The 12,167-nt window shown below is 73.4% G+C and carries 10 protein-coding genes; 6 read left to right on the top strand and 4 right to left on the bottom strand.

Annotated elements, in window-relative coordinates:
• The first annotated feature begins 7 nt into the window (after window positions 1–7).
• The gene (locus O7620_RS23530) at window positions 8–1,537 is read left to right on the top strand and encodes a SpoIIE family protein phosphatase (protein WP_278125193.1); all 1,530 of its coding nucleotides are present in this window, start codon (window positions 8–10) and stop codon (window positions 1,535–1,537) included.
• An 82-nt stretch (window positions 1,538–1,619) separates the two neighbouring features.
• On the opposite strand, the gene O7620_RS23525 is transcribed toward O7620_RS23530, so the two are convergent.
• Window positions 1,620–2,417, bottom strand: coding sequence for an AraC family transcriptional regulator (locus O7620_RS23525; RefSeq protein WP_278125191.1), 798 nt, complete (start codon window positions 2,415–2,417; stop codon window positions 1,620–1,622).
• Window positions 2,418–2,448: 31 nt separating this feature from the next.
• Between O7620_RS23525 and O7620_RS23520 the strand changes: the two genes are divergently transcribed.
• The 4 genes from O7620_RS23520 to O7620_RS23505 all read left to right on the top strand — a co-directional run bounded on the left by O7620_RS23520 (window position 2,449) and on the right by O7620_RS23505 (window position 5,975).
• On the top strand, window positions 2,449–3,027 hold the full coding sequence (locus O7620_RS23520; protein ID WP_278125190.1) for a TIGR03086 family metal-binding protein: 579 nt from the start codon (window positions 2,449–2,451) through the stop codon (window positions 3,025–3,027).
• A gap of 193 nt (window positions 3,028–3,220) precedes the next feature.
• Window positions 3,221–3,757, top strand: a complete 537-nt coding sequence (locus O7620_RS23515) for a PadR family transcriptional regulator (RefSeq protein WP_151489273.1) — start codon at window positions 3,221–3,223, stop codon at window positions 3,755–3,757.
• Complete coding sequence (locus O7620_RS23510; protein WP_151489274.1) at window positions 3,754–4,455, top strand: ABC transporter ATP-binding protein; 702 nt, start codon at window positions 3,754–3,756, stop codon at window positions 4,453–4,455. The genes O7620_RS23515 and O7620_RS23510 overlap by 4 nt, the downstream gene beginning before the upstream one ends.
• Window positions 4,452–5,975 (top strand): FtsX-like permease family protein, encoded by a 1,524-nt coding sequence (locus O7620_RS23505; RefSeq protein ID WP_278125187.1) that lies wholly within the window; start codon window positions 4,452–4,454, stop codon window positions 5,973–5,975. Before O7620_RS23510 ends, O7620_RS23505 begins: the two co-directional genes overlap by 4 nt.
• Window positions 5,976–5,998: 23 nt before the next feature.
• On the opposite strand, the gene O7620_RS23500 is transcribed toward O7620_RS23505, so the two are convergent.
• A complete protein-coding gene (locus tag O7620_RS23500; RefSeq protein ID WP_278125184.1) occupies window positions 5,999–6,169 on the bottom strand; it encodes a hypothetical protein in 171 nt (56 codons plus the stop codon).
• 130 nt (window positions 6,170–6,299) lie between these two features.
• Entirely contained in the window at window positions 6,300–8,396 is a 2,097-nt protein-coding gene (locus tag O7620_RS23495; protein ID WP_278125182.1) for a S9 family peptidase, read from the bottom strand.
• 96 nt (window positions 8,397–8,492) lie between these two features.
• Between O7620_RS23495 and O7620_RS23490 the strand changes: the two genes are divergently transcribed.
• On the top strand, window positions 8,493–9,851 hold the full coding sequence (locus O7620_RS23490) for an FAD-binding oxidoreductase (protein ID WP_278125181.1): 1,359 nt from the start codon (window positions 8,493–8,495) through the stop codon (window positions 9,849–9,851).
• A gap of 9 nt (window positions 9,852–9,860) precedes the next feature.
• Here the strand turns inward: O7620_RS23490 and O7620_RS23485 are convergent, their stop codons facing one another.
• Window positions 9,861–11,921 carry a SpoIIE family protein phosphatase gene (locus O7620_RS23485; protein WP_278125179.1) on the bottom strand — a complete coding sequence of 687 codons (2,061 nt, stop codon included), beginning with the start codon at window positions 11,919–11,921 and terminating at the stop codon, window positions 9,861–9,863.
• Window positions 11,922–12,167 lie beyond the last annotated feature (246 nt).

Below are 12,167 nucleotides of genomic sequence, written 5' to 3'. Positions count from 1 at the left end.
GGACGGCATGCCAACGACCGTCCTGGTGGTCGATGACAGTCGCACCAAGCGTTACCTGCTGGTCAGCTGGCTGTCCCGGGCCGGGTTCACCGTGCTCGAAGCGGAGAACGGCGCCGACGCGCTGGCCCGGGTCGAGGTGGACCGGATCGACCTGGTGGTGCTCGACGTCCGGCTGCCCGACCTCAGCGGGTACGAGGTCTGCGAACGGATCAAGGAGCGGCATCCGGCGATGCCGGTGATCCACGTGTCGGCGCACGCCGTCGACGTGGCCGACCGCGCCCAGGGCCTCACCCGGGGCGCGGACGCCTACCTGACCGAGCCCATCGAGCCGGAAGAGCTGATCGCCACCAGCCGGGCGGTGCTGCGCTACTACCAGGCCCGGCAGCGCGCCGAACTGCTCGCCGAGCGGCTGCTCGGACTGGCCGACACGACCGTGGCGGTGCACTCCGCGCCGACGTTCGCACGCCTGCTGGAGACGGCCGCCGAGGGTGCGGCACAGATCTTCAAGAGCCCGGCGGCGGTGATCGCCGAGACGTTCGACGGTGACTGTCTCGCGGGGATCTGCGCCGGCCCGGGCGCGGAGGCCGCCGTGGTGCCGTGGGTCGTCGACGACACCGGGGTGCCGACCGGCGCCACGGTCCGGGTGGAGACCCCGTCGGGTTGGACGCTGGTCGACTGGCCGGCGGACGACACGGTGACGGTGGCCGCCGCCCGACTGCGGGAGGACCGGGCCCCGCTGTACGTGGTGGTCCCCACCGCCACCCAGACCGCCCGGACCCCGGTGCTGGTGCAGCTCGCCCAGGCGGTCGCGGCGGCGGTGGAGGCGCAACGCTCCTTCGACGAGGAACACCGGATCGCCGTCACCCTCCAGCGCAGCCTGCTCCCGCGCGGGCTGCCCACGGTGGCCGGGCTCGACCTCGCGGTGCGCTACGAGCCGGCCAGCGCACAGACCGAGGTGGGCGGCGACTTCTACGAGCTGGTGATGCTCGACGGGCACCTGCTCCTGGCGATCGGCGACGTGGCCGGCCACTCACTGCACGCGGCGACGGTGATGGCCGAGCTGCGGCACGCGGTGCGGGCGTACGCGGTCGAGGGGCACCAGCCCGGCGAGATCCTGCACCGGGTCAACGAGCTGATGCGTACCCTCCTGCCGAACGAACTGGCCACCCTCTGCGTGCTGCTGCTGCACCCGCCGAGCGGGCGCGTCCGGCTGGCCAGCGCCGGCCATCTTCCGCCGGTGCTCAGCCTGGACGGCAAGGTCGAGTTCGTGCAGCACTCGGCGCCGCTGCTCGGCGTCCGCGCACCCCGTCCCGCCGACCTGGAGTTCGTGCTGCCAGCCGGAGCGACGCTGGTGTTCTACACCGACGGGCTGATCGAGCGGCGGGACGCCACCATCGACGAGGGCCTGGCCGCACTCGCCGCGCTGACCGGCACCGTCGACGAGGATCTCGACCGGTTCTGCGAGCGGCTGCTGGTGGAACTGGCCCCACCGGAGATCCAGGACGACGTGGCCGTCGTCGTGCTGCGCCGCCGCTGAGCTGACGGTCCGCCACCTCCGCTGGACTGACGGTCCGCCACCTCCGCTGGACTGACGGTCCGCCACCTCCAATGGGCTGACGTCAGTGCACGGAGCGGGCGTACGCGGCGGGCGACACACCGGCGACGGCGGTGAAGTCGCGGACCAGATGGGCCTGGTCGCTGTAGCCGAGATCGGCGGCGAGATCCGCCCAGTTCAGCGGGCCGCCGGCGGCCTGCTCGACGGCCTCCTGGAGCCGGTAGCGGCGGATCACCCACTTCGGCCCGACGCCCACGTGCTCGGTGAACAGCCGTTGCAGCCGGCGGACCGGCACGTCGTGTCGCGCGGCGAAGTCGTCGACCCGCAGCACCGTCCGGTCCGTCCGGATCGCCTCCGCCAGTCGGACAACGTCCGCGGTCGCCGGGTCCGGGGTCGGTGCCCATGCGGCGAGCAGGGCGTCCAGCGCGTGGCAGCGATCGTCGTCGGTGCCCGCGCACACCGGGCCGACGGGGCGTGCCAGCGGGCCGGCGGGCAGTGGGACCCGGCGTCCGGTCAACTCGGCGACCGATCGCCGCCAGAACGGGTGGAAGCCGCCGGGGCGGAACTGGACACCGCAGACCCGGCCGGTGTCGGTCAGCGTGATCCGGAACAGGTCGCGGCCCACCCCGGCCACCTCACCGGCCTCCGACCCGCCGACGTTGCTCTGGAAGACCACGTTCACGGCGGGGTGCGGTACGACCCGCTGCTCGAACGGTGCCCGCAACGCCCAGTCGATCAGCCAGTAGTGCTCGACCCACGGGCGCAGCGACTCCGCGGGCAGATACCGGCGGAAGTGAACCTCGCGCAGCATCCGTACCGGGTCCAGAATTCCCCGGCTGTCGTCACGCGGTCGCTGTCGCATTTGTTCAAGACCACCCTCATACGCTGGCCCTATGGCCACTCAGACTAGCGATCTGCTGGCGGCTGCCGCGCCGCGAACCGTCGATGTGGTGCGCGGCGTCGCCGACGACCAGCTCGACCTGCCCACGCCGTGCCGCGACTACGTCGTCCGCGACCTGCTCAACCACCTGTTCGAGGTGGTGGTGAACTTCCAGGAACTGGCTGTGAAGCGTCCGGTGGAGTGGGCCGAGAAGCCCGATCACCTGGGCGACGGCTGGCGGGACCGGTTCGCCGTGGAGACCGACCGCCTGGTCGCCGCCTGGTCGGACCCATCCACGATGGAGGGTGTCTCGCCCGGCATGGGCATGCCGCAACCCGTCGTCGGTGGAATGGCGCTGCTGGACTTGACCGTGCACGGCTGGGACCTCGCCGTCGCCACCGGTCAGCCGTACCAGCCGGCCCCGGAGGCGGTGGCCGAGCTGCACGGGCTGGTCGAACAGCTCGGCCCCACCGCCCGCAAGATGGGCGTCTTCGCCGACCCCACCTCAACCCCCACCGCCACCGGAACTCCCAACCTGGCCCACCTTCTGTCCCAAACCGGCCGAACCCCCACCTGGCCCCAAACCCCCTAACCCCCGCCCCACCCACCCGGCCTCACCCCCACCCCCACCCCGGTGATCAAGAGGTTTGCGTCATCAGCGGGGCGAAATTTGACGCAAACCTCTTGATCACCGAGGCGGGGGTGGGGGGTGGGGCGGGGTGGGGTGGGGGCGGGGTGGGGGTGGGTTGTTGACTTGGGTATTCGCTTGGTGAATAGTTTGACTTGTGTCTACGTCGCACGTTCTGCTGGGGTTGCTCGCTGGTGGGAGCCGGCATGGTTATGACCTCAAGCGTGCGCATGACGAGCGGCTGCCCCGGGCGCGGCCGCTGGCGTTCGGGCAGGTCTACGCGACGCTCGGGCGCCTGCAACGCGACGGTCTGGTGGCGGCCGCCGGTCAGGACCGGGCGGCCGGACCGGACCGGACGACGTACGCGCTGACCGGTGAGGGTCGGGCCACGCTCGACCGGTGGCTGTCCACGGTGGAGCCTCCGATGCCGTACGTGGCCAGCACGCTCTTCACCAAGGTCGTCGTGGCGCTGCTGGTCGCCGACGTGGACCGGGCCCGGTCCTATCTGATCGCCCAGCGCGGCGCGCACACCGCGCGGCTGCGCGAGTTGACCGCGGTCAAGGCCGACCCGGCCGCCACCCTCAGCGATGTGGTCGCGGCCGACTTCGCGATCGCCCACCTCGACGCCGACCTGCGGTGGCTGCGCGCCACCCTGGACCGGGTCGCCGACTGGCACCGGGAGGTGCATCCGTGACGCAACTCCAGGCTCGCGGCGTGGTTCGGGCGTACGGCCCGACGCCCGCCCTGCGTGGCGTGACGCTCGACGTGGCCGAGGGTGAGATCGTCGCCGTCACCGGTCCGAGCGGCTGCGGCAAGTCGACCCTGCTGCACTGCCTGGCGGGGATCCTCCGCCCGGACGTCGGCGAGGTCACCTGGCGTGGCCATCGGATCGACACCTGGTCGGAGGCGGCCCGGTCCCGGTTGCGGCGCACCGAGTTCGGGGTGCTGTTCCAGTTCGGCCAGTTGGTCGCCGAGCTGACCGCGGCGGAGAACGTCGCCCTGCCCCTGCTTCTCGCCGGCACGGGGCGGCGAGAGGCGCGGACGGCGGCGCTCACCTGGCTGGAGCGGTTCGGGGTGGCCGACCTGGCCGACGTCCGGCCGGGTGAGATGTCCGGCGGTCAGCAGCAGCGCTGCGCGACGGCGCGGGCGTTGGTGACCGAGCCGCGGGTGCTCTTCGCCGACGAGCCGACCGGTGCGCTGGACACGCTCACCGGTGAGCAGGTCCTCACCCAGCTGGTCCGGCTCGCCCGCGAGCAGCACACCGCCGTCGTGCTGGTCACTCATGAGCCGCGGATCGCCGCGTACGCCGATCGGGAGATCGTGCTGCGCGACGGCCTGGTGGACCACACCGGCCTGGGGCTCGACGTGCCGCTGGCGGGCGGCGCCCGGTGAGGCCGGGGACGCTGGTCCGGCTCGCGCTCGCCGGCACCCGCACCGACACCGCCCGGGTGGTGCTCACCGCGCTCAGCGCCCTGCTGGCGACCCTGGCCGGGCTGGCGGCGCTCGCCGTGCTGGCGATCGACAAACCGCCGGGCGACGCGTGGGCGGAGTCGGAGCAGTACGGCAACGCGCTGCTGCGCGAGCCCGGGTTGCGCGGCGGGACGACGTTCGCGTTGCTGATGCTGACCATCCCGGTGCTGGCGTTGGCCGGTCAGTGCGCCCGGCTCGGCGCGCCGGCCCGGGACCGTCGGCTGGCAGGGCTCCGGCTGGCCGGTGCCACCCCCGGTCAGGTCACCCGGCTGGCGGTGCTGGAGACCGGCGTGGCCGCCCTGCTCGGCACGCTCGCCGGGCTGGGTGTCTACCTGGGTGGCCGCGAGTTGCTGCACCGCCCGGACGGGCAGGGCCAGCTCGCGCTGCCCACCGACGTGCTGCCGTCGGCCGGCGCGATGGCCGCGGTGGTGCTCGGTCTGCCGGTGGTCGCGGCGCTGGCCACCGCCCTGATGCTGCGTACGGTCACCACGAGCCCGCTCGGGGTGAGCCGTAAGGCCCCCCGCGAGCGTGGTCCGCGGCCGTGGGCCGGGTTGCTGATCGCGGTGGGCCTGGCCGCGTTCATCGCGGTCCGCCCGGTGCTGTTCCAGTTCGAGGGCAACGACGAGGTGTTGGCCTGGCTGGTGCCGCTGCTGTTCGTGGCGGGTGGGCTCACGGCGATGATCGGTGTGGTCATCGGTACCGGCTGGATCTCGTACACCTGCGGGCGGTTGTTGCGTCGGCATGGCCGCCGCCCGGCCGCCCTGCTCGCGGCGGGCCGGCTGATGGCCGACCCGTGGGCGGGCAGCCGTACGTTCGCCGCGCTGCTCGCCGCCCTGATCTTCGGCGGGGGCGCCGCCGCGCTGCGCGCCTTCTTCGCGGCACAGGACCAGCTTGACCGGGAGCAGAGCCGACTCGGCGGGGTGGACCAGGCCGCCGACTCGTTCTACCTGTCGACCATGGATCTGGTCGACGCCGCGGTCGCGGTGGCGGTGCTGATCGCGGCGGGCGGGCTGATGGTCGCGCTGGTCGAGGGGATCGTCGCCCGTCGACGCGCGTACGCCGCGCTGGTCGCGACGGGGGTGCCCCGCGCCACGCTGAGCCGTTCCGTGGCCTGGCAGGCGTTGGTCCCGGCGGTGCCGGCAATCCTGCTCGCGCTCACCGTGGGCACGCTGCTCGGCCGAGGGCTCTTCCCGAAAGCCACGACCGGCGGGTCGTCGACGGAGGTCTGCAACGCCACCGCTGCGCTCTGTGCCGACCCGGCCACCCGCGCCCAGTACACGCGGGTCGTGGAGACGCCGCCGGTCGAGCGGGTTCCGGACGTACCCCTGGAGCACCTGGCGTGGCTCGGTGCCGGCGCGCTGGCCGCGGTGCTGGTGACCGTCGGCGTCGGCCTGCTCTTCCTTCGCGTCAGCACGGCACTGGACGAGTTACGCGCGGCCTGACCTGATCCGCACCACGTCGCCGGTCAGGTCGGAGCGTGGAACAGGCCCGCTGACCAGGAGATCAAGAGACCGACGGCCGCGGAGCAGCAGCAGACGACCAGGGCGGCGGCCACCACCCCCAGGATCATCCACGCCGACATACGCCGGGCCGCACCCGGCGGCGTATCGGTGCCTGATTCGACCTCGTCGCTCACCCTGGGAAGTCTAGGTGCGCATGATCGTGCAGCTTCCTGGAAGTAGTGGCCTCGCCGGCCGGCCGAGGCCACTACTTCCACGATCGAGCGCGATCATGCCCGTCACGGTGATCACGCCCGCTGGGCGTCGTCAGGCGCGGCCGAGGCGATCCAGGATCCAGGCGTTGATGAACGCCTCCTCGCGCCAGGCGTCGTAGCGGCCGCTCGGCCCGCCGTGCCCGGCACCCATCTCGGTCTTGAGCAGGTAGTCGCCCTGCGGGGTGGTCGCCCGCAGCCGGGCGATCCACTTCGCCGGCTCCGAGTAGAGCACACGGGTGTCGTTGAGGCTGGTCACCGCGAGGATCGCCGGGTAGTCCACCGCCGTCACGTTCTCGTACGGCGTGTACGACTTCATGTACGCGTACACCTCGGGGTCGTCGAGGGGGTTGCCCCACTCCTCCCACTCGGTGACGGTCAACGGCAGCGACGGGTCGAGGATCGAGGTGAGCGCGTCCACGAACGGCACCTGCGCGACGATCCCGCTGAACGCGTCCGGCGCGAGATTGGCGACCGCGCCCATCAGCAGGCCACCGGCCGAGGCGCCCCGGGCGACCAGCCGGTCGCTGGCCGTCCAGCCGGCCTTGACCAGGTGCTGGGCGCAGGCGACGAAGTCGGTGAAGGTGTTCTTCTTGGCCAGCATCTTGCCCTGGTCGTACCAGCGCCGGCCCAGCTCACCGCCGCCCCGGATGTGCGCCACCGCGAAGACGACGCCCCGGTCCAGCAGGGACAGTCGGGCGACCGAGAACCATGGGTCCATGCTGGCCTCGTACGAGCCGTAGCCGTACAGCTCGCACGGTGCCGAGCCGTCCCGCGGGGTGCCGACCCGGCAGACCAGCGAGATCGGCACGCGGGTGCCGTCGTCGGCGAGCGCCCAGTCGCGGTGCTGCTCGTACTCGGCCGGGTCGTACGGCCGTCCGTCCGGCCCGGGCAGCACCGGCTTCTGCTTGCGCAGCACCATCTGCCGGGTGACCAGGTCGTAGTCGTACACCGAGTCGGGGGTGATCAGCGACGAGTAGCGCAGGCGGATCTGCCCGGTGCGGTACTCCGGGTTGGCGTCCAGGCCGACGCTGTACAGCGGTTCGGGGAAGTCGATGTCGTACCCGTCGTCGCTGCCGACCGGCAGCACCCGCAGGCCGGTGAGCCCGTCGGTGCGCAGCGACACCACCAGGTGGTTCGCGAACGCGTCCACCGCCTCCAGCCGGGTGCCGGGGGTGTGCTCGATCAGCGGCACCCAGTCGCCCGGAACGTCGGCCGAGGTGAACGCCAGCGCGAAGTCCTCCGCGCCGTCGTTGTGCAGGATGAGGAAGCGGTGCCCGTGGTGCTCCACCGCGTACTCGATGCCCTGCCGGCGTGGCGCGATCACGGCCGGCGCCCCGGCCGGGTTGCCGGCCGGGATCACCAGCACCTCGCTGGTGACCTTGCTGTGGATGTCGATGAGGATGAACTTCTCCGAGCGGGTCAGCTCCACCCCGACCCAGAACCGCTCGTCGTCCTCCTGGTGGACGACCACGTCGTCGGCGGCGGCCGAGCCGATGGTGTGCCGCCAGACCTTGTTGGGTCGCCAGGCGTCGTCGACGGTCACGTAGAACAGCACCGACGCGTCGGCCGACCAGGCGGTGCCGTAGAACGTGTCCGGTACCTCGTCGGGCAGCAGCTCGCCGGTGGTGAGGTCCTTCACGCGCAGGGTGAACCGCTCGTCGCCGGAGAAGTCGGTCGAGTACGCCAGCCAGCGCCCGTCGGGGCTGACGTCGAAGGCGCCCAGTGCGAAGAAGTCGTGCCCCTCGGCCAGCAGGTTGCCGTCGAGCAGCACCTCCTCGCCGTCGAGCGGGGCGCCCTCCGCGCTGACCGGCGGCTCGGTCTCGCCGTCGCGGACCGCGCGGCGGCAGTGCACCCCGTACTGCTGACCTTCGATCGTCCGGGTGTAGTACCAGTGCCCGCCCTTGCGGGTGGGCACGGACAGGTCGGTCTCCCGGGTGCGCTGGCGGGTCTCCTCGAACAGGTCGGCGCGCAGCTCGGCCAGGTGCGCCGTGCGCGCGTCGGTGTACGCGTTCTCCGCGGTCAGGTAGGCGATCGTCTCCGGGTCGTCCTTGGCGGCGAGCCAGGCGTACTCGTCGACGACCGTGTCGCCGTGGTGGGTGCGCTCGGTGGGCACCCGCTTCGCCGCGGGCGGGGCAGTCTCGGTGGTCACGGCGGCCACGTTACCGGCCGGGCCGCTCGGCGCGCCGGACCAGCGGCATCCCGATATCCACCACCACGACTTTCGAACACATGTACGATGGCCGGCATGGCGGCAGCAGCGAGTTCCCTCGGCCGGTCCGGAGCCCTTGAGATCACCCGGCGGTTGGCGGCGATCTGCGGTCCACCGTTCTCCCGGCTCGGCGGGGCGGCCGACGAGGTGGCGGGGCGGCGGGCGCGCTGGGTGGCGGTCCCCGGCGGTCCGCACGCCGCCGCCGAGGTGCTGCGGCTGGCCGCCGCGCACGACCTGACGGTGGTGCCCCGGGGCGCCGGCACGAAGATCGACTGGGGTGCCGCGCCGGTGCAGGTCGACATCATGCTCGACACCGGCCGGTTGGCCGGCATCGGTCACGAGCCGGTCGGCGCACCGGTCGCCGAGGTGGGTGCCGGCACGCCGCTGCGGGCGGTGCAGGCGACGCTGGAGCGCACCGGGCAACGGCTGGCGTTGGACGCTCCGTCGCCCGGGGCGACCCTGGGCGGGGTGCTCGCCTCCGGTGAGTCCGGCCCGCTGCGGCACCGCCACGGCAGCCCCTGTGACCAGCTCCTCGGCGTCCGCTATCTCGGCGCCGACGGTGAGCTGGTCAGCGCCGGCGGCGGCGCACCCGGTCTCGACCTGGCCCGGCTGCTCTGCGGCTCGCAGGGCGCGCTCGGCGTGCTGGTCTCGGCGAGCCTGCGCGTGCAGCCGGTGCCGGCCAGCCGGCTGTGGGTGTCCCGTCCGGTGTGGACCCCGTTGGAGGTGCACGACCTGGTCCGGATGATCATCGCCGCCCGCCTGGATCCGGCGGCCATCGAGCTCGACCTTCCCGGCGGTACGCCCCGGCCGCGCACGCCGTACCCGCCCGGTCACCCGTCCGCCACCGCTCGGGAGCGTCACCCGTCGATGTCCGGCCGGTCCGGCGCCCCGTCCCGCGCGGGCAGCCTGGTGGTGCTGTTGGAGGGCGGCCCGGCCGACGTCACCGAACGCGCCGAACGCCTGGTCGGCCTGCTGCACGGCGAGGCGACGGTCGCGCACTCCGCCCCGACGTGGTGGCGTCGCTACCCGTTCGCCCCCGGCGACACGGCGCTGCGCCTGGAGGTGCCGATCAGCGACCTGCACGCCGCCGTGTACGCGCTGCGCGACGCGGCCGGGAGCCCGGTGCCGGTCCGGGGCTCCGCCGGGCTGGGCGTGGTGCACGCGGCGCTGCCCGGCACGCTGGCCCCCGACCGGGTGGCGTCCATCCTGGCCGCCGTGCGCGGGGTGTTGCTGGCCCGGCAGGGTCGCTGCGTGGTGGTTTCCGCCCCCGCACCGGTCCGGCAGGCGGTCGACCTGTGGGGCGAGATCGCCGGCCTGGCCCAGCTCCGGGTCGCGAAGGAGCATCTCGACCCGGAGCACCGGCTCGCCCCCGGTCGCCTGCCCGGCGGCCTGTGACCCGTCCGGTCAGACCGCGTCGTTGCGCAGCACCAGGATGGCGATGTCGTCGCGGGGCGGCTCGACCGAGAAGTTGATCGCGGCGGCGCGCAGTCGGGCGGCCACCACGTCGGCCGAGTAGCCGGCCAGCGGCGCGGCCGTGTCACGCAGCCGGTCGGTGCCGAACAGCTCCCGGCCGTGCCGCCGCTCGGTGACGCCGTCGGTGTAGAAGATGAGGGCGTCGCCCGGGGCGAGCGCGATCTGCGCCGTCGGCGAGGTGATCGTGTCGAGCAGGCCGAGCGCTGTGCCGCCGGTGCCGACGAACCCGGCACCGCCCTTGCCGGCCAGCAGCACCGGTCGGTCGTGCCCGGCCAGGTGCAGCGCGACGTCCAGCTGGTTGCCGTCGCCGGGGCCGACCGCCGCCAGGGCCAACGTGCAATACCGGCCGCCGCCCCGCTCGACAAGCGTCTCGTTGAGCCGGGCCAGTGCCTCCGGCAACGGTTTGCCGTCGCCGACCAGCACCCGGATCACGTCCCGGACCAGCCCGGTGACCGCGGCGGCCTGCACACCCTTGCCGGAGACGTCGCCGATCACCACCAGCCAGCGCCCGTCGGGCAGCGGCACCACGTCGTAGAAGTCGCCGCCCACCTCCGCGTCGTCGCCGGTCGGGACGTACTCGGCGGCGAAGCCGATGCCATCCACCAGCGGCAGCACCGGGGGCAGCAGGGACTGCTGGAGGGTCTGCGCCACCCGCCGGCGTTCGGCGTGGATGCGGGCGTTCTCGATGGCTAGCGCGGCCCGTCGGGCCACGTCCTCCAGGACGGCCACCTCGTCCGGGTCGTGCCGGTGCCGCTGGTGCCGCCCCACGGCCAGGACGCCGAGCCGCTGCCCGCGCGCGATCAGCGGGACCGCGAACCCCTCCATCGGCCCGCCGAGCGGGATCTGCGCCGCACTGCGGGACGCTTCGCGCAGCCGCGCCTGGATCGAATCGGGGCCGGTCTCGGCCAGCACCTTGTGCAGTTGCGGCAGCACCGACTCGTCGGCGTGGGTCGCCGCGGCCAACCGCAGCCGGCCCCACTCGTCGGTGGTGTGCACCGCGCACCACTGGCCGAGTCGGGGCACCACCAGCTGCGGGATCAGCGCCATGGTCAGCTCGACGTCCAGGGACTGGGCCAGCAGTTCGCTCGCCTCGGCGAGGAAGGTCAGCCACGCCTGCCGGCGGACGTCGGCCCGGCGCAGCCGGTCGTTCTCGAGGTGCAGCGACAGCCGCTCGGCGGTGAGGACCGCGAGGGGCTGGGCGTACGCGGAGGGCGCGGCGTCCAACTCCAGCTCCCCGCCGTACGGGCGGTGCACGGTCAGCGGCACCCGGAGCAGTTCGCTGTCGTCGCGGGGCTGCCGGCCGAAACGGGCCAGCACCTGGCGGCCCTGCCCGTCGCCCCGGTCCAGGCGGATCGCGCCGCCGGCCGCTCCCACCATCTCGGCGAGGCGGCTGAGCAGGCCGGTGGCGAAGTCGGGCAGCGGATCGTCCGCGTACATGTCGGGAGCGGTCTGCATGAGTTCGCTCATGGCGCTGGCGCTCGGCGCGGAGCGGTCGTCGGCCGCGATCGGTGTCGCCGACCCCTCGGGGCCGGTGCCGCCGCGCGGGTCGGCGCCGGGGCGGTCCAGCCGGAACCAGACGCCCTTGCCGGTGGGCAGGTACGTGGTGCCCCAACGGCTGGCGAAGTGGTCGACCAGCAGCAGCCCCCGACCCCGCTCGGACACCTCGTTGATCTCGGTGGCGTCGTTGCGGGTGCCGACGGTCAGCTCGTCGCCCGAGCCGGCTGCGAAGTCGGAGACGGTCACGGTGAGCCCGACGTCGTCCGCGACGACGTCGATGTCCAGTTCGGTACGGGCGTGTTCGACGGCGTTGGTGGTCAGCTCCGTGGTGAGCAGCAGAGCCTCGTTGGCCAGCTCGTCGAGGTGCGCCTCGGTCAGCACCGAGCGGACCACCGCGCGGGCGGCGGCCGGTGTACGCCGGTCGGCGGGCAGACGGACATGCCGGACCGCCCCGTTCCGGGCCCCGGCCGTCGCGGGCCCCGCCTCGGCTGACACCCTCGTATCCTCCATCGTTCCCCCGCTGGGTGCCAAGCTGATCACTGTCGCCCCGTGCGGGGAGGTGCTGGCACCGAGATCGCCCGCCCAGGTGCGTCGATCGGGCCCGCGTGGCGGGTTCGGCACCGGGGCGAGGTCTGCGAGGCACCGTACCGGATCGGTCCTGCTTGGGCGGATCGATGCGGTGTCCGGGCGGTCCGGCGGGTCGCGCACCCTGGCACTGCGGCGCGCGCGGGCACAATATGG

The organism is Micromonospora sp. WMMD710 (genome assembly GCF_029626045.1).
Lineage (GTDB): Bacteria > Actinomycetota > Actinomycetes > Mycobacteriales > Micromonosporaceae > Micromonospora.
The sequence above is the reverse complement of the archived record's forward strand: the minus strand, read 5'-3'. Positions and strand labels throughout refer to the sequence as shown.